Below are 24,664 nucleotides of genomic sequence, written 5' to 3' on the forward strand. Positions count from 1 at the left end.
TCAATTGAGTTCTTCGGAAAGTCTCTGACAGCTCACATCATTAGAGGGAAAGCAGCTGAATCTAAATAAATACCAGGAAACAAGAAAAAACGACAGAAAGTTTTCTATCGCTTTTTGAAATTATAAATGCGTAAGGACTGAGATAGCTATAACGATGTACAACAATGATAGCTCAAATAACCAGAAGTCCTTTGCCAAGTCCAATAATCATTCAAGACATAATATAGGCTTATAAAATTCTATTCAAAATACAGCAAGTCCTTGCTAGTCTCGGTGAAGAGTTCAAAACCGTTCTTAGTGACATAGCCGCAGTCTTCGATGCGGACACCGACCTTGCCAGGGATGTAGATGCCAGGCTCAACAGAGAAGCACATGCCTTCCTCAATGACCATGTCGTTGCCCTCCATGATGGATGGGAATTCGTGAACATCCATACCGATACCGTGGCCGAGGCGGTGATTGAAATACTCACCATAGCCCGCTTTTTCGATGACTTGCCGAGCGGCGCGGTCTACTTCATGAGCTGTGACGCCTGGCTTGATAAAGTCAAGAGCAGCTTGCTGGGCTTCCAATGTCAGATGGTAGATATATTTTTTGAACTGATCCGGCTGGCCGACAGCAACGGTCCGTGTCATATCGCTGGCATAGCCATTGACCATGCAGCCAAGGTCAAAAAGGAGGAGGGCGTTATTTTCAACTTTATTGGCACCGGGAATGCCGTGCGGATTAGCTGCATTATTTCCCGTCAGTACCATGGTTTCAAAGCTCATCTCATAGCCTTCGCGCTTGATGGCAAAGTCAATCTGAGCGATGATATCAGTTTCGGTATTTTCCAGTGAAATATTGTCAAAACCGATATTAACAGCCTTGTCCGCATATTGCCCAGCTACCAGCATTTTCTGAATTTCATCGGTGGACTTAATCAGGCGCAAGCGGTTGACGTAAGGTGTCAGGTTGGCAAATTCTGCAGTTTCAAAGACAGTTTTCAATCCATGATATTTGGTCAAAATCAAGTTATCAAACTCAAGAGCGACAGTCTTGAAGGAGTGAGCCGGAAGGGCTGCTTTAATCTTCTGCCAAGGATTTTCCGAGTCCATATAGCCAAGAACTGAAAAGGGAACAGCTCCTGAAGCACGCTCAACTTCTAGAGCAGGCACAAAGAGCAGGGGCTCATGGTCAGGAAAGACAAACAAAAACATCTGCCGCTCATGTGGGTCGCTGTAGAAACCAGTCAGATAATTGATAGTGACTGGATCAGACAGGACAGCAGCATCTAGCTTCTCATTCTCGAGATAGTGGGTGATTTGTTGAATTTTTGTCATGGTCACAACCTTCTTTCTATGCCTCTATTTTGGCAAAAAATGTCAAAAAAAGCAAGACTTTTCAAAAACTTATCAAAATACTTGAAAGTGTTTACAAGAAGTGATAAAATGGTGAATGTAGGAAAGTGAAAACGATATTTTCAATAGAAGAAAGGAAACTATATGAACACAGACGACACAGTAACGATTTATGATGTCGCCCGTGAAGCGGGAGTTTCGATGGCGACAGTCAGTCGAGTAGTGAATGGAAACAAGAACGTCAAAGAAAACACACGTAAAAAAGTTTTAGAGGTCATTGATCGTCTTGACTATCGTCCAAATGCAGTGGCACGTGGACTAGCCAGCAAGAAGACTACAACCGTCGGCGTTGTCATTCCTAATATTACCAACAGCTATTTCTCAACCCTGGCAAAAGGGATTGATGATATTGCCGAAATGTATAAATACAACATTGTCTTGGCTAACAGTGATGAGGACGATGATAAGGAAGTCTCCGTTGTCAATACTCTATTTTCTAAACAGGTGGATGGGATTATTTTCATGGGCTATCATCTGACAGAGAAAATTCGCTCAGAGTTTTCACGTTCGCGCACACCGGTCGTTTTGGCGGGTACTGTCGATGTGGAGCATCAGCTTCCGAGCGTCAATATTGACTACAAGCAAGCAACTGTTGATGCTGTAGAATTACTGGCTAAGCGCAATAAGAAAATTGCCTTTGTTAGCGGACCGCTTGTAGATGATATCAACGGGAAAATCCGTCTATCAGGTTATAAAGATGGCTTGAAGAACAAGAAACTTTCATATAGCGAAGGCTTGGTTTTTGAATCTAAATATTCTTATGATGATGGCTACCACTTGGCAGAGCGTGTCATTGCTTCCAAAGCAACAGCTGCTTTTGTCACAGGAGATGAACTGGCTGCAGGCCTCTTAAATGGTCTGTCTGATCAAGGCATCAAGGTTCCAGAAGATTTTGAAATCATTACCAGTGATGATTCGCAAGTAGCTCGTTTCACTCGTCCTAACCTTTCCACAATCGGTCAGCCTCTCTATGACATCGGCGCAATCAGTATGCGCATGCTGACTAAGATTATGCATAAGGAAGAATTGGAAGAACGCGAAGTTCTCCTAGCTCACAGCATTAGCGAGCGTAAATCAACTCGGAAATAAGCGGTGAGATAGAAGCTTGATTATCAAGTCTTCTGAGCTTGAAAAGCGACTGAAGAGACTAAGTCAATGACTGCTTTAAGAGAGTTTCATGATTATGAAGCGAGGCTGAGGTGTAGTACCTCAGCTTTTTTGTGTTTCCGTTCAGCTAGAGCGTTTTCTATATGCTATCAGGCTTTGGATGGATTTTTTACCTCATTTGCCCTTGTGGTTTTCCTTTTTATTTGATTTTCGGTATAATAGGAAGTATGAAAGTATTACTGTACCTTGAAGGAAAGTCCGTTTTGGAGAAATCAGGAATCGGCCGAGCCCTCCAGCACCAGATGCACGCCTTGGATTTGGCTGGGATTCCTTATACGACGGACGTTTTAGGAGATTATGATGTGGTTCACATCAATACCTATGGTCCCCGTAGCTTGCTTCTTCTGCATGCTGCCAAGAGGGGCAATAAAAAAGTGATTATGCATGGGCATTCGACCAAGGAGGACTTTGAAAATTCCTTTATTGGATCCAATCTCTTTGCTCCGCTTTTTGGTAAATATCTGACTCACATGTATAAAAAGGCGGATTTCATTATCACGCCATCGGAGTATTCCAAGCAGCTTATCCAGTCTTATGGGGTCACTACGCCTATGGTGGCTGTGTCAAACGGTATTGACCTGCCTAAGTATAAGAAAGATGCTCGCAAGGAAGAAGTTTTTAAAAAGTATTTTAAGATTGAAGAAGGACAGAAGGTGGTCGTCTGTGCTGGACTTTATTTCCGCCGCAAGGGGATTGAGGATTTTGTAGAGGTTGCCCGCAGGATGCCAGATGTGCGCTTTATCTGGCTGGGCTCTATCAATCTCTGGTTGATTCCGCGTAAGATTCGCCGGCTGGTTCTTTTTGACCACCCTGATAATGTCGAATTTCCCGGCTATTTTAAGGGAGCGGTATTTCAGGGAGCCATGTCTGGAGCAGATGCCTTCTTTTTCCCGTCCTATGAGGAAACTGAAGGAATTGTTGTCCTGGAAGCCTTGGCTAGTGAGCAGAATGTTGTGCTGCGTGATATTCCAGTCTATCAGGGCTGGGTGGATGAGCGTTCAGCCGAGCTCTGCCATAATGTAGATGAGTTTGTCCAGTCTCTGAGAAATGTCTTAGATAAAAAGGTGGACAAGCGCGAAGCAGGCTATCAGGTGGCTAAAAGCCGGTCTATTGACGATGTTGCAGATCAGTTAGTTGAGGCTTATCAAACAGTTTTGGAGATGTAAGATGCGTATTGGTCTTTTTACAGATACCTATTTTCCTCAGGTCTCTGGGGTTGCTACTAGTATTCGGACTTTGAAGACGGAGCTGGAAAAATTAGGTCACACGGTATTTATTTTTACAACGACGGACAAGGATGTCAATCGTTATGAGGATTGGCAGATTATTCGGATTCCCAGCGTACCTTTCTTTGCCTTTAAGGACCGAAGAGTGGCTTACCGAGGCTTTTCTCACGCCTTAGAAATTGCCCGTCAGTACCAGCTGGATATTATCCATACCCAGACTGAGTTTTCACTAGGGCTGCTGGGGATTTGGATCGCCAAAGAGCTGCGGATTCCGGTAGTACATACCTATCATACCCAGTATGAGGATTATGTGCACTATATTGCCAAGGGAATGGTCATCCGTCCTAGTATGGTCAAGTACATCGTCCGCGGCTTCATGAGTGATTTGGATGGGGTTATCTGCCCTAGTGAGATTGTTTATGATCTCTTGGTTGACTATAAAATCGAAGCAGAAAAACGGGTAATTCCGACAGGGATTGAGCTGGCGAAGTTTGAGCGGCCGGAAATTTCGCGTGAGGATATCAAGAAGCTTCGTTTCAAGTTAGGTCTTGCTGAAGACGAGATTATGCTGCTCAGTCTGTCCCGTATTTCTTATGAAAAGAATATCCAGGCTATCGTTGAGGCGATGCCTGCCGTCCTTGAAGAAAATGACAAAGTCAAGCTAGTCATTGTCGGCGACGGTCCTTATGCAGAAGACTTGAAAGAATTGGTTGCCAAGCTTCAGATTGAAGAAGCTGTCATCTTTACGGGGATGATTGCTCCAAGTGATACGGCCCTTTACTATAAAGCTGCGGATTTCTTTATCTCTGCCTCAACCAGTGAGACTCAAGGTCTGACTTATCTGGAAAGCTTAGCCAGCGGCACACCGATTATTGCCCATGGAAATCCTTATCTGGATAATGTTATCAGTGACAAGATTTTTGGGACCCTTTATTACCAAGAGCGGGATTTATCAGGCGCTATTTTAGAGGCGATTATTGCGACGCCTGACATGGATGAGCAAAAGCTAGCAGACAAGCTTTACGAGATTTCAGCGGAGAATTTTGGTCGCAGAGTCTATGAGTTTTATCTAGATTTGACTATTTCCAAAGACTTCCATAACGAGCTCAGCCCAGAGGAAAGTGCTGCTAAGCGTCTGGCCAAGACAGTGGCCTATCTGCCTGGCAAGGTCATCTCTCTACCAATCAATGGCTCTGTTCGTATCCTCAAAGCTTCGAGTAAGCAAGTGAAAAAAATCAGGAATATTACTAAGTTATTAGAATAGAAACATGCCTTGCATCATTGTGGCAATAGCTATTTATGCAAGGTTTTGTATAGAATATAGGAGAAATCTTATGAAAAAATATCTCAAACAGCTGCCGTGGCTGCTTTTGTTCTATGGCATTTTCATTGCTTCAGATTGGATTTGGCAAGAGCTTTGGAGATATCTTATAGACAATACAGAAAGTGTAGAAAGTGTTTTGAACTGGCTTTCTAATCTTAATTTATTTTATTATGCTTTGCTGCTTCCTTTGTTTGGTGCAGTGATTGCTTATATAAATACTCGGATGCAAGGTTTTTCACTGCCCTTTCTTCTTTTGATTCCAGGGGTTCAGTATTATTACTTATTCAAAAACTTTTTTGATGGACTTTTTTACTCAGGAGACAAGATTTATAATCCAATCACTTCCACGCTTTATAATGCTAGGGATATTCATGTCTTGTTATTCCTTTCTTTGGGAGGAATGCTGTTGGCAGAGCAATACCGTAAAAAACGTCAAGCTGCCACTTTGAGTCAAGAGGCTCTAAATCGTTTTTCTGGTTTTGATGGTCAATAGTTCTTGCAAATTTTTCCAATCGTGCTATAATGTTTTCTAGAGACAAATCACCTGCAGGAAATCTTTTAGAGAGCGCGTGGAGCTGGAAATCGCGTAGAGGATGCAGTTGGGACTACTCTATTAGCTTTTATGCAAACATAAAACGGTGGCTACGTTAGAGCCGATTCGAGGTGTAAGTCTTTTGACTTACATAAATGAAGGTGGAACCACGTTGCGACGTCCTTTTGAGGATGTCGTTTTTCTTTTGTCAGAAGGAGGGAGAATGGTGCTTTATATGATTGGCGGATCGCCTTGTAGTGGGAAGTCAACAATTGCTTCACTTCTTGCTAGACAGTATCAGCTGCTTCATATCAAACTGGATGATTTGGTAGACGAGATGATGAGTCAAGCAAGTGCAGACTCACAGCCGATTTGCCTTCTTAGACAGGACAGAAATCCGGAACAAATCTGGATGAGAAATCCAGAAGAGATGGCAGATGAAGAATGGCGCTTTTATGAAGAGATTTTTCCTTATGTAAAATCTTACTTGATAAAAAATCAAGATAGACCACTCTTGGTTGAGGGGGCAGGACTCTTGCCTCACTTGGTAAAGGAGCTTGAATGCCCAGTGCCCTCTTATCTATGCTTGACTCCGACAGCTGATTTTCAGAAAAAGCATTATAGACAGAGAGAATGGGTTCCTTATGTCTTAGAGGGAACAACCAATCCTGAGCAAGCTTTTGAAAACTGGATGCAGCGAGACATTCTTTTTGCTCAAATGGTTCGGAAGGAAGCGGTGAGATTAGGCTATCCTAGCCTCATAACAGATGGTAGTCAGTCAGAAAAGCAGACTGCGGAAGAGATTGCTCGAATCTTTAAATTGTCCAATATAAATAGAATAGATATTAAAGGAGAAAACACATGATTAAGATTACTTTCCCAGATGGCGCTGTGCGTGAATTCGAGTCTGGCGTTACAACTTTTGAAATTGCTCAATCTATCAGCAATTCCCTGGCTAAAAAAGCTTTGGCTGGTAAATTCAATGGCAAACTGATTGATACAACTCGTGCCATCACTGAAGATGGTGCCATTGAAATCGTGACACCTGACCACGAAGATGCTTTAGACATCTTGCGTCACTCAGCAGCCCACCTGTTTGCACAAGCAGCTCGCCGTCTTTTCCCAGATATTCACTTGGGCGTTGGTCCTGCCATTCAGGATGGTTTCTACTACGATACGGACAATGAAGCAGGGCAAATTTCAAATGAAGACCTGCCTCGTATCGAAGAAGAAATGAAGAAAATCGTCAAAGAAAACTTCCCGTCCATCCGTGAGGAAGTGACCAAGGATCAGGCCCGTGAAATTTTCAAAAACGATCCTTACAAGTTGGAATTGATTGAAGAGCACTCAGAAGATGAGGGCGGTTTGACCATCTACCGTCAGGGTGAATATGTGGATCTCTGCCGTGGGCCTCACGTTCCATCTACAGGTAGAATCCAAATCTTCCACCTCTTGAATGTGGCTGGGGCATACTGGCGCGGGAACAGCGACAATGCTATGATGCAGCGGGTCTATGGTACTGCTTGGTTTGACAAGAAAGACCTGAAGAAATATCTGCAAATGCGGGAAGAGGCTAAAGAACGCGACCACCGTAAGTTAGGTAAAGAGCTGGATCTCTTCATGATTTCACAAGAAGTGGGTCAAGGCTTGCCATTCTGGCTGCCAAACGGTGCGACGGTCCGTCGCGAGTTGGAGCGCTACATCGTTGACAAAGAGTTGGCTTCAGGCTACCAACACGTCTACACTCCGCCTTTGGCCTCTGTGGGGCTTTATAAGACTTCTGGTCACTGGGAGCACTACCAGGAGGATATGTTCCCAACCATGGATATGGGTGATGGAGAAGAGTTTGTTCTTCGTCCTATGAACTGTCCTCACCACATCCAAGTCTACAAACACCACGTTCATTCTTACCGTGAGCTTCCAATCCGTATTGCTGAGATTGGCATGATGCACCGCTACGAAAAATCTGGTGCCCTGACTGGTCTTCAACGTGTACGTGAAATGTCCTTGAACGATGGTCACCTCTTTGTTACTCCTGAACAAATCCAAGAAGAATTCCAGCGTGCGCTGCAGTTGATTATCGACGTTTATGCCGACTTCAACTTGACAGAATATCGTTTCCGTCTGTCTCTTCGTGACCCTCAAGATACTCACAAGTACTTTGACAACGATGAGATGTGGGAAAATGCCCAAACCATGCTGCGAGCAGCCTTGGACGAAATGGGTGTGGACTACTTTGAGGCAGAAGGAGAAGCAGCCTTCTATGGTCCAAAACTCGATATCCAAGTTAAAACAGCCCTTGGAAATGAAGAAACTCTGTCAACTATCCAGCTAGACTTCCTCTTGCCAGAGCGCTTTGACCTCAAGTATGTCGGAGCTGACGGTGAAGAGCATCGGCCAGTTATGATTCACCGTGGGGTTATCTCAACTATGGAGCGCTTCACAGCTATCTTGATTGAAAATTACAAGGGTGCCTTCCCGACTTGGCTGGCTCCGCATCAAGTGACTTTGATTCCTGTTTCTAACGAAGCCCATATTGACTATGCTTGGCAAGTAGCTAAGAAGCTGCGCGACAAGGGTGTTCGTGCTGATGTGGATGAGCGTAATGAAAAAATGCAGTACAAGATTCGTGCCTCACAAACTAGCAAGATTCCTTATCAGCTCATCGTTGGTGACAAGGAAGTAGAAGACGGTACTGTTAATGTCCGCCGCTATGGTCAAAAAGAAACACATACAATACCAGTAGACGAATTTGTAGAGCAAATCTTAGCAGACATTGCCAGCAAGTCCCGCGTTGAAAAGTAGAATTCATTGGAAAACAATAAAACCCGAGCAATTAGCTCGGGTTTTATTGTTTTCTATCTGTAGGTAAAAACTTCTTTAACTAATTATGTTAGCAAGTTTAATCTTAATGCAAGTATTTATCCACATAATCATCAAAATCAGGATACTCATTTCTGTTCATGGCATAGAGCATTTCCCCATAGAGAGGGTCACTTGACGGGTCATCAGGTTCTAGAAGAGTAGCTATTTTCATATCATCATCTGGGAAAAGGATGGTGTAGTGATAGGTATCGCTGACAGTGATACTGTAATATTTGGTGTTATCTTGATAGCCTGACTTATCTATCTTATAGTGAAATTCTTTATCACCTAGCTTGCCTGTCTTGTCATTGAAGACAATGTCAATGTCCTCGCCGTTTGCTTTCTGAGCCTTCCATTTTCCCTGGAAGCTAGTGTGCTGACCGCAGGCGCTGAGAAAGATTAGTGTTAAGAAAGTGGTGAAAAGCAATGTCAGTTTTTTCATATCGTTCTCCTTGTCTATCCTTTGATATTATTCTACCACAAATATTAAAAATAAAAAAGCTGAGTTGGTAAACTCAACTTTTAGAAAGTAGTTCTGTATTTGAGCTATCTATTCTGCAGCTTGAGCCCAGCGTTGGGATAGCTTGCGCGAGAAGCTGGAAATGGCGAAGTTAATCAGGAAATAGATGGCTGCTACTAGTAGGTAGAGAGCGAAGACTTGTTCAGCTTCAAAATAGCGTCCCATCAGAATTTGAGCAGAACCAAAAAGTTCTTGGAGCGCAATAACAGAATAGAGCAGGCTGGTATCCTTAATCACTGTGACAAACTGAGAAATGATGGCTGGCAGCATTTTCCGAATAGCCTGAGGTAGGATGATGTAACGCAGAATCTGAAACTGAGTAAATCCTTGAGATAAGCCAGCTTCAGTCTGACCTGGGTCAATGGCATTGAGACCGCCCCGGATAATTTCTGCCAAAGCAGCAGAAGTAAAAACAGTGAAGCTGATGATACCGGCTGGCGTTGATTTAATCTGAAAGACTAAAAAGATAGTGAAAATCCAGAGCAGATTGGGTACATTACGGACAAATTCGATATAAATGCTGGCAATCAGCTTGAGCAGTTTATTTTTTCCATTTCGCATGACGGCTAGAATAGTTCCAAAAATCGTGGATAGGACAATGGAAATGAAAGAAATTTGCAGCGTCAGCCAGAGCCCCTTAAGGATAAAGAGGAGGTTGGTTGTGGTTAAGACTTTTAAAATATTTTCCATAGAGACCTCCTTAGATGCTGTAAGCTTGTTTATTGGCTTCCTCTACCTTACGTCCCCAGCTGGCGATTGGGAAGCAAAGGAGGAAGTAGAGCAGAGCTGCTCCAGCAAAGGCTGGGATGTAGTTGGAGTTCAGAGCAGACCAGGACTTGGTCACGAACATCAGATCCATACCAGAGATAATAGCGACAGTAGAAGTGTTTTTTATCAGATTGACGACCTGATTGATTAACGGTGGCAGGATAATCCGAAAAGCTTGGGGCAGGATGATGTATCGCATGGTTTCTACATAGGTAAAGCCCTGAGATAGTGCAGCTTCAGTCTGTCCGCGAGGAATGGACTGGATACCTGAGCGGATGACTTCGGCGATGTAAGCACCGTGATACAGTCCTACACAGAGAACCGCAGTCCAATAGATTGAGGGCATGATGGTGTAATTGCTGACTAGTGGAAGACCGTAAAAGACAATTACAAATTGAACTAAGAGTGGTGTATTCTGATAAAACTCAACAAAAATACGAGCTAGACCACGTAGAACTTTGTGCTTACCTGTGCTGATCGCTCCAAAGAAAATCCCTAGTAGAAGAGCCAAGGTCAGGGCACCGATAGAAATAGCTAAGGTAAAGAGGAATCCTTGGAAAAACTTGCCAAAGTCCGCAAAGTAGGCCTGCCAAGAAGAAATACTAAAACTCATGGGGTCTCCTTTCTAATCATCTGTTGAAGTAGATGGTTTTAAATCATATTTGTCATAAATTTTCTGCAGACTGCTGTCTTCTTTCCATTTAGAGATTAGGCCATCTACATAGTCATTCAATTGAGTATTGGATTTTTTTGTTACCACACCATAATCGGCTTTTTTGAAGCTGTAATCCAGAATGTTTGACTTGGAGCTTACATAGCCGGTTAGGATTGACTTGTCAACAGAAATGGCATCAATACGGTGAGCCCGCAAGGAAACAGCAAGTTCCGGATAAGAACCTAACTCCACATATTTGAAGTTGAGTTTTTTCTCTTGGGCGATTTCTTCCAGCAAGGTTTGAGTAATAGAGCCTTGGACGACGCCGATAGTCTTGTTATTCAAGTCCTTGACGTCTGTAATTTTGCTGGATTTATTAACTAGAAAACCAGAAGCATCGGTGTAGTAAGGGGTTGTGAAATTATAGATTTCCTTACGCTCATCTGTGATGGTAAAAGTCGCAATGACCATGTCAACTTGTCCGTTGTCCAGAAGTGGTCCGCGTGTTTGTGCGGTAACTGGAACGTAGTTGATTTTGACGCCTAGTTCCTTGGCAATCTTCTTTGCAATATCGATTTCTAGACCGCTGTAAGTATTGCTATCAGGATTGAGGTAACCAAAGTTAGGTACATCCTGCTTGACACCGACATTGAGGACACCGCGTTTTTGGATAGCCTTGACCTGTTGGCTGGTACTAGAATCGGCTTGTGCAGGAACAGCATTAATAAAGCCTAGAGTCAGAAGGAGTAAGAGTAGGCTGATGAGTATTTTTTGTAATTTCATAGGTCTTCTCCTTTTTAAGAAAGCACGTTATCACTCTCATGGTTGATAATTTTACTGAGAAACTGCTTAGCGCGGGGTTCGGTAGGATTGTCAAAGAAAGCATCAACATCAGTAGTATCCACTAACACCTCACCGTCTGCCATGAAGATAATACGGTCAGCAACCTCACGGGCAAATCCCATTTCGTGTGTGACCACAATCATGTTCATGCCGTCTTTGGCTAATTTTTGCATAACAGCCAGAACATCCCCGATTGTTTCAGGGTCCAGGGCAGAAGTCGGTTCATCAAAGAGCAGGAGCTCAGGGTGCATGGCTAATCCACGGGCAATGGCAATCCTTTGCTTTTGTCCACCGGACAGCATGCCTGGGTAAGAGTCTTTCTTGTCCCACATGTTGACAAATTCTAGATATTTTTGAGCGATTTTTTTAGCTTCTTGTTTATCCATTCCTAGAACTTTAATAGGCGCCAAAGTGACATTTTCTAACACCGTTTTGTGGGGGTAAAGATTAAAGTGTTGAAAGACCATTCCGACTTCTTTGCGTAAGTTGACCAGATCTTTGGCAGCAGCGTTCACGATCTCATGGCCATTGACGATCAAGCTCCCCTGATCAATACCTTCTAAAGCGTTGATTGTACGGATAAGAGTAGATTTTCCTGAGCCAGATGGTCCTAACAGTACGACTACTTGTCCTTTTTCAAAACTGAGATTGATATTGCGCAGAGCATGGTAGTCTCCGTAATACTTTTCGACATTTTTAAATTCAACTAAAGCCATATCTTTCTCCTTTGTGTTAGATAATATGACATAGATTTTACCATAGAATAAATAAACTGTCAAATTGAATAAAAATGACTATTTTTATTAAGAGAGAAATTTTTTTGATGAGAATCGTCCATTTTCTACAAATGTGGAATAAAAATGGCTTGAATTAGTGTTTTTTAAGAAAACTTTGGTATAATAAGACTATATAAATAAATAAAATTGGATTGGGAGTCTAGCTAGGCAAACTAGATTGCCTTTTGCACGTTTTGATGCAGGACGACTTAGCTGACTATGTCACAACTTTTCTATCATGGAGTTGATTCAATCCCAATCTTATGTTAAGGTGAACATATGAAGAAAATATTAGTTGTAGATGATGAGAAGCCAATCTCAGATATTATTAAGTTTAATATGGCCAAAGAAGGCTATGAGGTTTTGACTGCCTTTGATGGCAAGGAAGCCTTGGAAATGTTTGAAGCAGAACAGCCAGACATCTTGATTCTGGACTTGATGCTGCCGGAAGTGGACGGACTGGAAGTTGCTCGGACTATTCGCAAGACCAGCAATGTTCCGATTATTGTATTGTCTGCTAAGGACAGTGAGTTTGACAAGGTTATCGGCCTTGAAATCGGTGCAGATGACTATGTGACCAAGCCTTTCTCAAATCGTGAGCTGCAGGCGCGTGTCAAGGCACTTCTTCGTCGGGCAGACCTTGTTGTGGAAAACCAAGTAGAAGAAAGTGGCCCGAACGAGTTGACCATTGGAGAACTGCAGATTTTGCCAGATGCTTTTGTTGCTAAGAAGCATGGCAAGGAGCTGGAGCTGACCCACCGTGAGTTTGAACTGCTTCACCATTTGGCGACACATATCGGTCAGGTCATGACACGTGAGCACTTGCTGGAAACAGTATGGGGCTATGACTATTTTGGCGATGTCCGTACAGTGGATGTGACGATTCGCCGTCTGCGTGAAAAGATTGAAGATACGCCAAGCCGTCCTGAGTATATCTTGACTCGCCGCGGAGTTGGCTATTATATGAGAAATAATGATTGAAGCAATTAAACAATTTGTGATTTCTGCGGATTTTGTCTTTGCAATCATTATTATCGGCTTCATTGTAGTTGTGGCCTTGCTTTTATTGGAAAATCGCCGGGATAACCAAAAGCTTGTACAGCTTAATCAAAAGGTTAAAGATTTGATTGCAGGTGACTATTCTGAAGTGCTGGACATGCAGGGAAGTCCGGAAATCACAGATATGACCAACAGTATCAATGATCTTTCAGAGGTCATTCGACTGACACATGAAAACCTTGAGCAAGAAACAAAACGCCTTTCCAGTATCCTGTCCTATATGACAGATGGCGTGCTTGCGACCAACCGCCGGGGACAGATTATTACTATCAACGATATGGCAACCAAGCAGTTGGGAGTTAAGAGAGATGAGGTCCAAAATATGAGTATTTTGGATCTGCTTTCGATTTCAGACGAGTATGATTTGCGGGATCTAATTACCAATGTTCCTGAGCTGACGATAGATTCTCAGGATGAAAATGGTGAGTACTTGAGCTTGCGGGTTCGCTTTGCCTTGGTAAGGCGGGAGTCGGGCTTCATTTCTGGTTTGGTAGCTGTCCTGCATGATACGACCGAGCAGGACAAGGAAGAGCGGGAGCGTCGCCTCTTTGTCTCTAACGTCAGCCATGAGTTGCGGACTCCGCTGACCAGTGTCAAGTCCTATCTGGAAGCCTTGGATGAGGGAGCCTTGTCTGAGCCAGTAGCACCGGACTTTGTCAAGGTATCGCTCAATGAAACCAATCGCATGATGCGGATGGTGACGGACTTGCTTAGTCTATCCCGTATCGACAATGAGACCAGTCATCTGGAAGTGGAACTGACGAATTTCACAGCCTTTATCACTTTTATCCTCAATCGCTTTGACAAGATAAAAAATCAAGACGAGACCAAGAAATATGAGATTATCCGTGATTATCCTATAACACCGATCTGGGTGGAGATTGATACAGATAAGCTGACCCAGGTGATTGATAATATCATGAACAATGCCATCAAGTATTCGCCAGATGGTGGAACCATTACTGTTTCCATCAAGACAACTGATGAGCAGTTGATCCTCTCGATTGCGGATGAAGGTCTGGGAATTCCCAAGCAGGACCTGCCTAAGATTTTTGACCGCTTTTATCGAGTGGACAAGGCACGCAGTCGCGCACAGGGCGGAACAGGTCTGGGGCTGGCTATTGCCAAGGAAATTATCAAGCAGCATCAGGGCTTTATCTGGGCTAAGAGTGAGTATGGTGTGGGCTCGACCTTTACCATTGTCTTGCCTTATGAGAATGATGGTGTCCGGGATGACGACTGGGATAATGAAGATATATAGAAAGTAAACATGACTAAAGGATTTCAATACAGTATTCTGGCGTCAGGATCAAGCGGTAATTGTTTCTATCTGGAAACAGACCAAAAGCGGATTCTGGTTGACGCTGGCTTATCAGGCAAGAAAATTACTAGTTTGTTGGGCGAAATTGGCCGCAAGCCTGAGGATTTGGATGCTATTTTAGTGACTCATGAGCACAAGGATCACATTCATGGTGTTGGTGTATTGGCCCGCAAGTATCATCTGGATATTTATGCTAATGAGGCCACTTGGAAGGCTATGGAAAAGGACTTGGGCAAGCTGGATGCGAGCCAAAAGCATATCTTTGAATTGGGAAAGACCAAGACCTTTGGAGACTTGGATGTGGAGAGCTTTGGTGTCAGTCATGACGCAGTCTGTCCACAATTTTACCGTTTTATGAAGGATGACAAGAGTTTTGTCATGCTGACGGATACGGGCTATGTCAGTGACCGGATGGCTGGGATTATCGAAAATGCCGACGGGTACCTGATTGAGAGCAACCATGATATTGAAATTCTTCGCAGCGGTGCCTACCCATGGAGTCTCAAGCAGCGAATTCTGTCGGATATGGGTCACTTGTCCAATGAAGATGGAGCAGAGACCATGATTCGGACTCTAGGCAATCGCACCAAGCGAATCTATCTGGGGCATCTCAGTAAGGAAAATAATATCAAGGAATTGGCTCACATGACCATGGTCAATCAACTGGCTCAAGCCGATATGGCAGTCGGCCACGATTTCCAGGTCTATGATACCTCGCCTGATACCGCGACACCTTTGACGAGTATTTAGAAATCAAAGCAAAAGGTTTGGTTTTATTGCTCTAGTGCGATATCCATTATATATTTAAAAAGTAACGGTTTTATTTTGCAAAGGAGCTTGTATGCGACCAATTTACTTTGTGATAGGTCTATTATCTTTAGGGTTAGGTGTTTTGGGAATTTTTCTTCCTCTCCTGCCGACGACACCATTTCTTCTCTTGTCCATTGCCTGCTTTTCACGCAGTTCCAAGCGTTTTGAGAATTGGCTCTATCATACAAAGATGTATCAGACCTATGTGGCAGATTTTCGAGAGACGGGAACGATTGCCAAGGAGCGAAAGAAAAAGATTATTATTTCCATCTATATCTTGATGGGGATTTCCATTTTTCTAGCGCCTATTATTTGGGTCAAGATTGGACTGTTGGGTCTGACCATTTTTATCACCTATTATTTGTTTAAAGTAATTCCAGATAAGGAATAGAAATCATTGTCAGCAGGTGCGTTTGCGCCTGTTTTTTGTTATAATAGAGACTGTATATCTTTGGAAAGGAAAAGGTATCGTGCTGCTTATCTGACTGAAGTCAGCATGATGTAAAATAGTAATGGAAAATTTGAAAAAAGCATTGCTGGAGCAGTTTGACTTGGTTTTCTCTGATGAGACCTTGTTGGAAACAGCTTTTACCCATACGAGCTATGCCAATGAGCACCGCCTCTTAAAAATTTCACACAATGAACGCTTGGAATTTTTAGGAGACGCTGTTCTGCAACTGATTATTTCGGAGTATCTTTATACCAAGTATCCTAAGAGACCAGAGGGCGACTTGTCCAAGCTGCGTTCCATGATTGTTCGGGAGGAGAGCCTGGCAGGCTTTGCCCGTGATTGTCAGTTTGATCATTTTATCAAGCTGGGACGCGGTGAGGAGAAGTCTGGCGGACGGAATCGTGATACGATTTTAGGGGATTTATTCGAGGCCTTTTTAGGTGCCTTGCTCTTAGATAAGGGTGTGGAAGCAGTCAAAAGCTTTCTCTATCAAGTCATGATTCCTAAGGTGGAAGCGGGAGATTTTGAGCGGGTGACGGACTATAAGACCAAGCTGCAGGAGTTGCTGCAGATTAATGGTGATGTGGAAATTACCTATCAGGTCGTCTCTGAGACAGGGCCGGCTCATGCAAAAAATTTCGAGGTGGCTGTTCTTATCAATGGCCGCAAGTCCGGTCAAGGCCAGGGGCGTTCTAAAAAGCTGGCCGAGCAGGAAGCTGCTAAAAACGCATTTGAAAAGGAAAGTTCTTCATGTTTTTAAAGGAAATTGAAATTCAGGGCTTCAAGTCTTTTGCTGATAAGACTAAAGTTGTCTTTGATCAGGGAGTGACAGCGGTTGTTGGGCCAAACGGTTCCGGCAAGTCCAATATTACGGAGAGCCTGCGCTGGGCCTTGGGAGAGTCCAGTGTGAAAAGTCTGCGGGGCGGCAAGATGCCCGATGTGATTTTTGCGGGAACAGAAACCCGCAAGCCACTCAATTACGCATCCGTGGTAGTGGTTCTGGACAACAGTGACCAATTTATCAAGGATGCTGCCAATGAGATTCGGGTGGAGCGTCACATTTACCGCAGCGGTGATAGTGAGTATAAGATTGACGGCAAAAAGGTCCGTCTGCGCGATGTCCATGATCTCTTCATGGATACTGGACTGGGACGAGATTCCTTCTCCATCATTTCCCAAGGGAAGGTTGAGGAAATCTTCAACAGCAAGCCAGAGGAACGTCGGGTAATCTTTGAAGAAGCTGCTGGAGTGCTTAAGTATAAGACACGTCGTAAGGAAACGGAAAGCAAGCTTAGTCAAACTCAGGATAATCTGGATCGACTGGAAGACATTATCTACGAGCTGGAGAGCCAGGTCAAGCCCTTGGAGAAGCAGGCTGAAACTGCTAAGCGCTTCTTGAGTCTGGATGGCCAGCGCCGAGAGCTTTACTTGGATGTTTTGGTCGCTCAGCTGACAGCTAATAAGGAAAAGTTGATCAAGGCTGAAGAAGATTTGACGAATATCCAGCAGGAGCTGGCAGCCTACTACAGCAAGCGAGATGAGCTGGAAGTTGAAAACCAAACCTTGAAGGCCAAGCGCCATGAGCTCAATCAAACTTTGTCTGATGATCAAGCTAGTTTGCTGGAATTGACCCGCTTAATCAGTGATTTGGAGCGTCAGATTGATCTTTCTAAGTTGGAGTCCAGTCAGGCAGCGACGAGCCGCCGGGAAAATGAAGAGCGTTTGGCTGCTTTGTCAGAAAAACTGGCTCAGATAGAAAGCAACATAGAAGACAAGCAGGCTGAATTGAGCCAAATAGCTGCCCAACTGACTGACAATGAGGAGTCTATCGCTGCTTTGGAAGCAGAATTAGCAGACTTTTCAGATGATCCAGATCAGCTGATTGAGCATCTGCGTGAGCAGTATGTCAAGCTCATGCAGGAAGAGGCAAATCTTTCTAATGACTTGACTTCTCTGGAGAGCCAGCTGGCTAGCGAGCTTAAATTGGCTGAGAGCAAGAAAGCAGACTATGCTAAGCTACAGGCTGATTTGGAAGCTAGTCAGACTCAGGAGCAGGCTGGTTTGGAGGAGTTGGAAATTGCTCGCCAAGCCCTCAAGAATCTACTAGCAGACTACCAAAGTCAGGTTCAGTTGGTAGAGAAGCTAGAGGCTGATTATAAGCATCAGCAGACTAAGATGTTTGAGCTTTTGGACGACCTCAAAAACAAGCAGGCACGTTCTAATAGTTTGGAAGCCATTCTCAAAAATCACAGCAATTTCTATGCTGGGGTCAAGAGTGTGCTGCAGGAAGCTGGCCGACTGGGTGGCATTGTTGGAGCAGTCAGCGAAAAACTCAGCTTCGATCCCCACTATCAGACAGCGCTGGAAATTGCGTTGGGAGCCAGCAGTCAGAATATCATCGTAGAAGATGAGGCGGCTGCGACTCGGGCTATCGAATTTCTGAAGAAAAATCGAGCTGGCCGGGCAACCTTCCTGCCTTTAACAACCATCAAGCCGCGTCAGCTGCCTGACCATAACCGTGCTACGATTGAAAAAAGTGCTGGTTTTCTGGGACTGGCTTCTTCTTTGGTCACCTATGAGTCATCGTTAGACAGCATTTTTCAAAATCTGCTGGGAACGACCGCTATTTTTGATACAGTGGAGCATGCCCGAGCAGCGGCTCATCAAGTGCGCTATCAGGTTCGCATGGTGACTTTGGATGGAACAGAGCTTCGGACTGGCGGATCTTATGCTGGTGGTGCCAACCGCAACAACAATACTATCTTTATCAAGCCGGAGCTAGATGCTCTGCTTGAAGAGATTAAGCAGAAAAATATCAGCTTGAAAGAGCAGGAAGAAGCAGTGCAAATTCTGCAAAACCAGCTAAGTCAGGCTAAGCAGGTATTGGAACAAATCAAGACAGACGGTGAGCAAGCTCGCTTGGCTGAGCAAAAGGCTAATCTAGCCTATGAACAGTTGGCCAAGCGTGTAGAAGAACTCACAAGTCTGAAAAATCTACAGGAGCAAGAGTTGGCTGGTCAGTCTGCTTTGGATATTTCAGAAGAGAAAGACCGACTGCAGGCCCGCTTGACTGAGATTGTGCAAGAAAAAACGGATATCACTGCAGAAATAGAGCAGGTTAAGTCGAACAAAGATGCTGTTCAGGCTCGTTTCGACAAGCTTTCCTCTCGTCTAGCTGAACTCAAGCTCCAGCGAACAGAGTTGACCTCCAACCAACGCTTTGAAAAGAATGACTTGGAGCGTCTGTCCGAGGAAAAAGCCAGCCTTGCAAAAGAGCAGGCGACCTTGGAACTTTTGATGGAGCAAAAGGAGCAGTCCAGCTTGCAAAAGGTGGATATTACGATTCTGGAAGAGCAATTAGAGGCCGCCAAGCAAGAAAAGAGTGAGCTGGATCAAAGACTGATTCGTCTGAAATTTGAGCTTGAAGATCTGGAAGGTCAGTCTGACGATATTGCCAGTCGTTTGGAGCAAGCCCGCCATCAAAATGAAGAATTGATTCGTCGGCAAGCCAAGGCAGAGGCAGAAAAGGATAAGCTCATGGATGTCATGCGCCGTCTGGCAAGCAATCTGACAGATGACTATCAGATGAGCTTTGAAGAAGCAAGCAGCCAGGCTCGTCCGTTAGAAAGTTTGCCAGCTGCTGAAAGTCAGGTTAAGGATCTAGAAAAAGCCATTCGAGCTTTAGGTCCAGTCAATCTGGAAGCAGTTGAGCAGTTTGAAGAAGTCAGCAACCGTTTGAACTTCCTCAACGAGCAGCGAGACGATGTCCTATCAGCTAAAAATCTGCTCTTAGAGACGATTGAAGAGATGAATGACGAAGTCAAGGAACGCTTTAAATCAACCTTTGAAGCCATTCGTGAAAGCTTCAAGGTGACTTTCCGACAGATGTTTGGTGGTGGTTCGGCAGACTTGATATTGACGGAGGGAGACTTGCTGACGGCTGGTGTAGAAATCTCCGTGCAGCCTCCCGGCAAGAAGATCCAGTCGCTCAATCTGATGAGCGGTGGCGAGAAGGCCTTGTCAGCTTTGGCTCTGCTTTTCTCTATCATCCGTGTTAAGACCATTCCTTTTGTCATCTTGGATGAGGTAGAAGCAGCGCTGGACGAGGCTAATGTTAAACGCTTTGGGGATTATCTCAATCGATTTGACAAGGACAGCCAGTTCATCGTGGTCACTCACCGTAAGGGAACCATGTCAGCTGCAGACTCTATTTACGGAGTTACCATGCAGGAGTCTGGGGTTTCCAAGATTGTCTCGGTCAAGTTAAAAGATTTAGAAAGTATGTAAAATGAGTATAAAATTAGTAGCAACGGATATGGACGGCACCTTTTTGGACAGTAAAGGTCAGTTTGATATGGACCGGCTCAAGCATGTTTTGACTCGCTTCAAAGAAAAAGGCATGTATTTTGCCGTAGCCAGCGGGCGGGGCCTCTTGTCGCTGGAAAAGTTGTTTGAGGAAGTGCGCAATGAGATTATTTTTATTGCTGAAAACGGCAGTTTGGTGGAATTTCACGGCGAGGATCTCTATGAAGCAACTATGCCTCGGGACTTTTACCTCAAGGTTTTTGACAAGCTGCAGGAATCTCCCTATGTCAATGTCAACGAGCTGCTTTTGACGGGCAAACGTGCCTGCTATGTCTTGGAGACTGTGGATCCGACCTATCTTTCCTTCAGTGCTCATTATAATGAAAACATTCAAAAAGTAGCTAGCCTGACTGATATCGACGATGAAATTTTCAAGTTTACGACCAATTTTGCTGAGGACCAAGTCGCAGCTGGTGAAGCTTGGGTCAATGAGAATATTGATGGAGTCAAGGCCATGACAACTGGCTACAAGTCCATTGACATCGTTCTGGACCATGTGGATAAGGGGGTTGCCATTGTTGAGCTGGCCAAGAAGCTAGATATAGATCTTTCTCAGGTTATGGTTTTTGGTGATAATCTCAATGATTTGCACATGATGCAGGTGGCTGGCTATCCGATTGCGACTGAAAATGCTCGCCCTGAGGTTTTAGAAGTCGCCAAGGAAGTCATCGGTCACCATGATGCTCAGTCGGTTATCACTTACATGGAGGGATTATAATGGCAGATATAAAACTGATTGCTCTGGACTTGGATGGAACTCTTCTGAATTCAGACAAGAAGATTTCTGACCGCAATTTAGCAGCTCTAAAAGCAGCTCAGGATAAGGGAGTTAAGGTAGTTCTGACTACTGGTCGTCCCCTCAAGGCCATGGACTTTTTCCTGCATGAGCTGGGAACAGACGGTCGAGAGGATGAGTACACCATTACTTTTAATGGTGGTCTTGTTCAGCGCAACACTGGAGAAATCCTTGATAAAACGGTCTTTTCTTATGATGATGTGGCCCGGATTTACGAGGAGACAGACAAGCTCCATATCCCTCTTGATGCTATCTGCGAAGGACTTGTCTATCAGATTCAGTCCGATCAAGACTCGCTTTATGCCCAGTTCAATCCTGCTCTAACCTTTGAGTCTATTGATTTCAGTAATTTGTCCAGTCAGCAGACTTATAATAAATGTGTCACTGCTTATGCTCAACAACCACTGGATGCTGCTATTGAGCAAATCTCTCCAGAATTATTTGAGCGCTATGAGATTTTCAAATCTAGAGAAATGTTGCTGGAGTGGTCACCGAAAAATGTGCATAAGGCTAATGGTCTGGAGAAACTGATTGCCCATTTAGGCATTGAGAGAAGTCAGGTCATGGCCTGTGGTGATGAAGCCAATGATCTTTCTATGATTGAGTGGGCTGGTCTGGGAGTAGCCATGCAGAATGCAGTAGCCATCGTCAAAGAAGCAGCCAATGTGGTGACACCTATGACCAATGATGAGGATGCAGTGGCTTGGGCTATTGAAGAATATATACTAAAGGAGGATTAGCTGATGGGATTATTTGACCGCCTTTTCGGCCGAAAAAAACAAGAACCACCAATTGACGAAGTTGTCAAGGAAGCATTGGAAAACATTGACGAGCTTGAAGAAGAAACAGCGCCTGTTCCAGAAGCAGGAGAAAATCTTGAAGCGGAAGCTGTTCAGTTCTATCAGGGCGAGCAGCAACTTGATGACCAAATTTCGGATACAAAAGATAGTTTGGCTGATGTTGAAGAGCCAGCATCTCAAGCTATCCAAGAAGAAAGCAAGGAGCCAGAGCATGAAAGAGAAATTATTGCAGAAAATCAAGAAGTGGCTCAAGGAGCAACTCAGACTGAAGAAACTCTAGAAGAGCACCATTCCAAGAGCAGTGACGAAACGGTAGAAGAACTTGTTGAACAAGCAGATCTTTCGGATGAAGCATCATCTCATACTGAGTATAAAGCAACTTCTTATGACGAGGTGGCAACTGATTCAAATAGTGAGTTTGAGCCAGAAACAGAAGATGTTCCACTAACAGAATCAGAACAGGTCGATCAAGCAGCTGATGTTGCTGAAGAATCAGAAGCAGCAGCTACAGAAGAGCCTGCTGAACTTCCTCAAGAGGAATCCACTCAGGAAAAATATGACCGCAGCCTAAAGAAGACTCGGACAGGATTTGGAGCACGGCTCAATGCCTTCTTTGCTAATTTCCGCTCAGTAGATGAAGAGTTCTTCGAAGACTTGGAAGAGCTGCTCATCACTAGTGATGTAGGGGTGCAGGTAGCTTCCAGTCTGACTGAGGAACTACGCTATGAAGCCCGTCTGGAAAATGCTAAAAAACCAGCTGCTCTACGCCAGCTGATTATTGAAAAATTGGTGGACATTTATGAGAAAGATGGCCGCTTTAATGAAAAAATCAATTTCCAAAATGGTCTGACTGTCATGCTCTTTGTTGGGGTCAACGGAGTCGGTAAGACGACCTCTATCGGTAAATTAGCCTATAAGTACAAACAACAAGGCAAGAAAGTCATGTTGGTAGCAGCAGATACATTCCGAGCGGGAGCAGTAGCTCAGCTGGCTGAATGGGGTCGTCGTGTAGATGTTCCTGTAGTGACTGGTCCAGAGAAGAGTGATCCTGCCAGTGTAGTCTATGACGGTATGGAGCGTGCTCAGGCAGAGCAGGTTGATGTTCTTATGATTGACACGGCTGGCCGCCTGCAAAATAAGGACAATCTCATGGCGGAGCTGGAGAAAATTGGCCGCATTATTAAGCGGGTGGATCCAGAAGCGCCACATGAAACTTTCCTAGCTCTCGATGCTTCAACCGGTCAGAATGCTCTGGTTCAGGCCAAGGAATTTTCTAAAATCACCCCAGTCACAGGAATTGTACTGACGAAGATTGATGGAACAGCTCGAGGTGGGGTTGTGCTAGCCATTCGTCAGGAATTGGATATTCCAGTGAAGCTGATTGGCTTTGGAGAAAAGATTGATGATATCGGTGAGTTTAACTCAGAGAACTTTATGAAAGGCCTGCTTGAAGGCTTGGTATAAAACAAAAAACCAGTACGAGTACTGGTTTTTTATGAGTAATTTTTAAATCTTACTTGTTTGGAGACCACTGCCAGTCAGCTCCAAATTCTCTAAGGAGTTCAAAGGAAGCATCTGGTCCCATAGAACCGACAGGATACTCATGGAGAGGCACTTCGTTGCTATGCCAGAGCTCTTCAATCTGATCGATCAGCTCCCAGCTGGAGCGGACTTCATCCCAGTGGCTGAAGTTGGTTGAGTCATTGTTAAGGACGTCAAAGATTAATTTTTCGTAAGGATCAGGGGAAGCACCGCTGGCTGTTGCGTCTGTTCGATAGTCCAGAGAGAGGGGAGCTAGGCTGAAGCGCTCACCGACCTCTTTGCCATTCATGCTGAGTGAAAAGCCCTCAGTTGGCTGGATATGAATGGTCAGAACATTCGGTGCTAATTCCTCACCAAAGATAGACTCCATCTGCTTAAAGACGATATTAACAAGAGTGCCTTTTTCAGTGAGGCGTTTACCAGTCCGGAAGAAAAATGGAACATTACGGAAACGATCGCTATTTACAAAGAAAGCCCCTGAAGCAAAAGTCTCGGTCATGGAGTCAGGATTAACATTAGGCTCGCTTCGGTAAGAGATGTATTTCTTGCCTTTGACCGTGCCAGACTTATACTGACCGCGGATAAAGAAGCGTTTTAGGTCTTCTTTGTCGGGCTGTACCAAGCGCTCAAAAACCTTGACTTTCTCTGCCCGAATATCCTCTTTGCTGAAGCTTTTCGGCTTGTCCATAGCTAAGAGTGACAGGAGCTGCAAGGTATGATTCTGAACCATATCTCGTAGAGCACCGGACTGGTCATAGTAGCCACCACGTTCTTCGACACCTAGCTTTTCTGCAAAAGTAATCTGGACATTGTCAATGTAGTCACGATTCCAGATATTTTCAAAGAGAAGATTGGCAAAGCGGATAGCAAAGATGCTCTGAATCATTTCCTTGCCTAGATAATGGTCAATACGGAAAATCTGCTCTTCATCAAAGGCTGCCAAGAGTTCTTCGTTAAGTTGGCTGGCAGTTGCCAAGTCTGTCCCGAAAGGTTTTTCAACAATCAGACGTTCAAATCCTTTGCCATCTACTATGTTTTCAGACTTGAGATGTTTGGCAATGGTACCGAAAAATTGCGGAGCCATGGACAGGAAGAAGAGTTTATTGTGCTCAGCTTGGTATTGCTCATTGAGTCGATTTTGAAGCTTGCGCAGCTCAATGTAGTGCTCGGTATCCTGTACGTCATGGCTTTGATAGTAGAAGTGGCTGGCAAACTCTTGGGCTTGCTCTGGACTGTCAGCTAAATCAGCGATTGCTTCGACAACGACAGACTCAAAATACTCCTTGCTCCAAGGCCGGCGGGCTGTTCCAATAACTGCAAAATGCTTGGAAAGATTGCCAGACTTATAGAGCCTGAAGAGGGATGGATAGAGTTTTCTTTTGGCCAAGTCACCGCTGGCTCCGAAAATTGTTACAATAACTTTTGAAGACATCCTGATACCTAT

The 24,664-nt window shown here is 44.3% G+C and carries 22 protein-coding genes; 15 read left to right on the forward strand and 7 right to left on the reverse strand.

All coding sequences use genetic code 11. The features are described from left to right. Positions 1-239: 239 nt before the first annotated feature. Positions 240-1,322 (reverse strand): M24 family metallopeptidase, encoded by a 1,083-nt coding sequence (locus FOC72_RS02800; protein ID WP_002894912.1) that lies wholly within the window; start codon positions 1,320-1,322, stop codon positions 240-242. A 162-nt stretch (positions 1,323-1,484) separates the two neighbouring features. On the opposite strand from FOC72_RS02800, the gene ccpA reads away from it, so the two are divergent. The 6 genes from ccpA (at position 1,485) to thrS (ending at position 8,454) form a co-directional block, all read left to right on the forward strand. Beyond that, positions 1,485-2,489, forward strand: a complete 1,005-nt coding sequence (gene ccpA / locus FOC72_RS02805; protein ID WP_002894913.1) for a catabolite control protein A — start codon at positions 1,485-1,487, stop codon at positions 2,487-2,489. Between the two features lie 245 nt (positions 2,490-2,734). Further along, positions 2,735-3,733 carry an LTA glycolipid anchor biosynthesis glycosyltransferase, IagA/BgsA family gene (locus FOC72_RS02810; RefSeq protein ID WP_002904961.1) on the forward strand — a complete coding sequence of 333 codons (999 nt, stop codon included), beginning with the start codon at positions 2,735-2,737 and terminating at the stop codon, positions 3,731-3,733. A gap of 1 nt (position 3,734) precedes the next feature. Further along, positions 3,735-5,057 carry a glycosyltransferase family 4 protein gene (locus FOC72_RS02815; RefSeq protein WP_002894916.1) on the forward strand — a complete coding sequence of 441 codons (1,323 nt, stop codon included), beginning with the start codon at positions 3,735-3,737 and terminating at the stop codon, positions 5,055-5,057. A gap of 70 nt (positions 5,058-5,127) precedes the next feature. After that, on the forward strand, positions 5,128-5,610 hold the full coding sequence (locus FOC72_RS02820) for a hypothetical protein (protein ID WP_032914105.1): 483 nt from the start codon (positions 5,128-5,130) through the stop codon (positions 5,608-5,610). Positions 5,611-5,872: 262 nt separating this feature from the next. Next, complete coding sequence (locus FOC72_RS02825; protein WP_032914108.1) at positions 5,873-6,514, forward strand: adenylate kinase family protein; 642 nt, start codon at positions 5,873-5,875, stop codon at positions 6,512-6,514. Further along, on the forward strand, positions 6,511-8,454 hold the full coding sequence (gene thrS, locus FOC72_RS02830) for a threonine--tRNA ligase (protein ID WP_002894922.1): 1,944 nt from the start codon (positions 6,511-6,513) through the stop codon (positions 8,452-8,454). The genes FOC72_RS02825 and thrS overlap by 4 nt, the downstream gene beginning before the upstream one ends. Before the next feature lie 103 nt (positions 8,455-8,557). Here thrS and FOC72_RS02835 read toward each other — a convergent pair whose 3' ends face one another. The 5 genes from FOC72_RS02835 to FOC72_RS02855 all read right to left on the reverse strand — a co-directional run bounded on the left by FOC72_RS02835 (position 8,558) and on the right by FOC72_RS02855 (position 12,016). Further along, on the reverse strand, positions 8,558-8,956 hold the full coding sequence (locus FOC72_RS02835) for a hypothetical protein (protein ID WP_002894925.1): 399 nt from the start codon (positions 8,954-8,956) through the stop codon (positions 8,558-8,560). Between the two features lie 108 nt (positions 8,957-9,064). Then, on the reverse strand, positions 9,065-9,724 hold the full coding sequence (locus tag FOC72_RS02840) for an amino acid ABC transporter permease (protein ID WP_002894927.1): 660 nt from the start codon (positions 9,722-9,724) through the stop codon (positions 9,065-9,067). A 10-nt stretch (positions 9,725-9,734) separates the two neighbouring features. Further along, positions 9,735-10,415: an amino acid ABC transporter permease gene (locus tag FOC72_RS02845; protein ID WP_002894931.1), complete on the reverse strand. Its 681-nt coding sequence runs from the start codon at positions 10,413-10,415 to the stop codon at positions 9,735-9,737. A gap of 12 nt (positions 10,416-10,427) precedes the next feature. Then, positions 10,428-11,240 carry a transporter substrate-binding domain-containing protein gene (locus FOC72_RS02850; protein ID WP_002894933.1) on the reverse strand — a complete coding sequence of 271 codons (813 nt, stop codon included), beginning with the start codon at positions 11,238-11,240 and terminating at the stop codon, positions 10,428-10,430. A 14-nt stretch (positions 11,241-11,254) separates the two neighbouring features. Further along, complete coding sequence (locus FOC72_RS02855) at positions 11,255-12,016, reverse strand: amino acid ABC transporter ATP-binding protein (protein ID WP_002894934.1); 762 nt, start codon at positions 12,014-12,016, stop codon at positions 11,255-11,257. A gap of 339 nt (positions 12,017-12,355) precedes the next feature. Between FOC72_RS02855 and yycF the strand changes: the two genes are divergently transcribed. The 9 genes from yycF to ftsY all read left to right on the forward strand — a co-directional run bounded on the left by yycF (position 12,356) and on the right by ftsY (position 23,142). Beyond that, positions 12,356-13,057, forward strand: a complete 702-nt coding sequence (gene yycF, locus FOC72_RS02860; protein WP_002894937.1) for a response regulator YycF — start codon at positions 12,356-12,358, stop codon at positions 13,055-13,057. Further along, on the forward strand, positions 13,050-14,396 hold the full coding sequence (gene vicK / locus FOC72_RS02865) for a cell wall metabolism sensor histidine kinase VicK (RefSeq protein ID WP_002894938.1): 1,347 nt from the start codon (positions 13,050-13,052) through the stop codon (positions 14,394-14,396). Before yycF ends, vicK begins: the two co-directional genes overlap by 8 nt. Positions 14,397-14,405: 9 nt before the next feature. Further along, positions 14,406-15,206, forward strand: coding sequence for an exodeoxyribonuclease WalJ (locus FOC72_RS02870; protein ID WP_002894939.1), 801 nt, complete (start codon positions 14,406-14,408; stop codon positions 15,204-15,206). 91 nt (positions 15,207-15,297) lie between these two features. Beyond that, positions 15,298-15,657: a DUF454 family protein gene (locus FOC72_RS02875; RefSeq protein WP_002894940.1), complete on the forward strand. Its 360-nt coding sequence runs from the start codon at positions 15,298-15,300 to the stop codon at positions 15,655-15,657. Between the two features lie 121 nt (positions 15,658-15,778). After that, the gene (gene rnc / locus FOC72_RS02880) at positions 15,779-16,477 is read left to right on the forward strand and encodes a ribonuclease III (RefSeq protein WP_002894942.1); all 699 of its coding nucleotides are present in this window, start codon (positions 15,779-15,781) and stop codon (positions 16,475-16,477) included. After that, complete coding sequence (gene smc / locus FOC72_RS02885; RefSeq protein ID WP_002894944.1) at positions 16,468-20,004, forward strand: chromosome segregation protein SMC; 3,537 nt, start codon at positions 16,468-16,470, stop codon at positions 20,002-20,004. The genes rnc and smc overlap by 10 nt, the downstream gene beginning before the upstream one ends. 1 nt (position 20,005) lies before the next feature. Continuing rightward, a complete protein-coding gene (locus FOC72_RS02890) occupies positions 20,006-20,800 on the forward strand; it encodes a Cof-type HAD-IIB family hydrolase (RefSeq protein WP_002894947.1) in 795 nt (264 codons plus the stop codon). Beyond that, a complete protein-coding gene (locus FOC72_RS02895) occupies positions 20,800-21,618 on the forward strand; it encodes a Cof-type HAD-IIB family hydrolase (protein WP_002894948.1) in 819 nt (272 codons plus the stop codon). The genes FOC72_RS02890 and FOC72_RS02895 overlap by 1 nt, the downstream gene beginning before the upstream one ends. A gap of 3 nt (positions 21,619-21,621) precedes the next feature. Beyond that, a complete protein-coding gene (ftsY, locus tag FOC72_RS02900) occupies positions 21,622-23,142 on the forward strand; it encodes a signal recognition particle-docking protein FtsY (RefSeq protein WP_002894952.1) in 1,521 nt (506 codons plus the stop codon). A gap of 49 nt (positions 23,143-23,191) precedes the next feature. On the opposite strand, the gene zwf is transcribed toward ftsY, so the two are convergent. Continuing rightward, the gene (zwf, locus tag FOC72_RS02905; protein WP_002894953.1) at positions 23,192-24,652 is read right to left on the reverse strand and encodes a glucose-6-phosphate dehydrogenase; all 1,461 of its coding nucleotides are present in this window, start codon (positions 24,650-24,652) and stop codon (positions 23,192-23,194) included. Positions 24,653-24,664 lie beyond the last annotated feature (12 nt).

Origin of the sequence: Streptococcus sanguinis (genome assembly GCF_013343115.1) — a bacterium.
Classification (GTDB): Bacteria; Bacillota; Bacilli; order Lactobacillales; family Streptococcaceae; genus Streptococcus; species Streptococcus sanguinis_H.

What these genes read in the sequence shown, in the direction of transcription:
- thrS (WP_002894922.1), top strand. Translation starts at nt 6,511, where the DNA reads ATGATTAAGATTACTTTCCCAGATGGCGCTGTGCGTGAATTCGAGTCT.
- FOC72_RS02870 (WP_002894939.1), top strand. Translation starts at nt 14,406, where the DNA reads ATGACTAAAGGATTTCAATACAGTATTCTGGCGTCAGGATCAAGCGGT.
- FOC72_RS02875 (WP_002894940.1), top strand. Translation starts at nt 15,298, where the DNA reads ATGCGACCAATTTACTTTGTGATAGGTCTATTATCTTTAGGGTTAGGT.
- FOC72_RS02820 (WP_032914105.1), top strand. Translation starts at nt 5,128, where the DNA reads ATGAAAAAATATCTCAAACAGCTGCCGTGGCTGCTTTTGTTCTATGGC.
- FOC72_RS02800 (WP_002894912.1), bottom strand. Translation starts at nt 1,322, where the DNA reads ATGACAAAAATTCAACAAATCACCCACTATCTCGAGAATGAGAAGCTA.
- FOC72_RS02815 (WP_002894916.1), top strand. Translation starts at nt 3,735, where the DNA reads ATGCGTATTGGTCTTTTTACAGATACCTATTTTCCTCAGGTCTCTGGG.
- FOC72_RS02810 (WP_002904961.1), top strand. Translation starts at nt 2,735, where the DNA reads ATGAAAGTATTACTGTACCTTGAAGGAAAGTCCGTTTTGGAGAAATCA.
- rnc (WP_002894942.1), top strand. Translation starts at nt 15,779, where the DNA reads ATGGAAAATTTGAAAAAAGCATTGCTGGAGCAGTTTGACTTGGTTTTC.
- ccpA (WP_002894913.1), top strand. Translation starts at nt 1,485, where the DNA reads ATGAACACAGACGACACAGTAACGATTTATGATGTCGCCCGTGAAGCG.
- FOC72_RS02845 (WP_002894931.1), bottom strand. Translation starts at nt 10,415, where the DNA reads ATGAGTTTTAGTATTTCTTCTTGGCAGGCCTACTTTGCGGACTTTGGC.
- ftsY (WP_002894952.1), top strand. Translation starts at nt 21,622, where the DNA reads ATGGGATTATTTGACCGCCTTTTCGGCCGAAAAAAACAAGAACCACCA.
- FOC72_RS02895 (WP_002894948.1), top strand. Translation starts at nt 20,800, where the DNA reads ATGGCAGATATAAAACTGATTGCTCTGGACTTGGATGGAACTCTTCTG.
- FOC72_RS02850 (WP_002894933.1), bottom strand. Translation starts at nt 11,240, where the DNA reads ATGAAATTACAAAAAATACTCATCAGCCTACTCTTACTCCTTCTGACT.
- FOC72_RS02855 (WP_002894934.1), bottom strand. Translation starts at nt 12,016, where the DNA reads ATGGCTTTAGTTGAATTTAAAAATGTCGAAAAGTATTACGGAGACTAC.
- yycF (WP_002894937.1), top strand. Translation starts at nt 12,356, where the DNA reads ATGAAGAAAATATTAGTTGTAGATGATGAGAAGCCAATCTCAGATATT.
- vicK (WP_002894938.1), top strand. Translation starts at nt 13,050, where the DNA reads ATGATTGAAGCAATTAAACAATTTGTGATTTCTGCGGATTTTGTCTTT.
- FOC72_RS02835 (WP_002894925.1), bottom strand. Translation starts at nt 8,956, where the DNA reads ATGAAAAAACTGACATTGCTTTTCACCACTTTCTTAACACTAATCTTT.
- smc (WP_002894944.1), top strand. Translation starts at nt 16,468, where the DNA reads ATGTTTTTAAAGGAAATTGAAATTCAGGGCTTCAAGTCTTTTGCTGAT.
- FOC72_RS02825 (WP_032914108.1), top strand. Translation starts at nt 5,873, where the DNA reads ATGGTGCTTTATATGATTGGCGGATCGCCTTGTAGTGGGAAGTCAACA.
- FOC72_RS02840 (WP_002894927.1), bottom strand. Translation starts at nt 9,724, where the DNA reads ATGGAAAATATTTTAAAAGTCTTAACCACAACCAACCTCCTCTTTATC.
- zwf (WP_002894953.1), bottom strand. Translation starts at nt 24,652, where the DNA reads ATGTCTTCAAAAGTTATTGTAACAATTTTCGGAGCCAGCGGTGACTTG.
- FOC72_RS02890 (WP_002894947.1), top strand. Translation starts at nt 20,006, where the DNA reads ATGAGTATAAAATTAGTAGCAACGGATATGGACGGCACCTTTTTGGAC.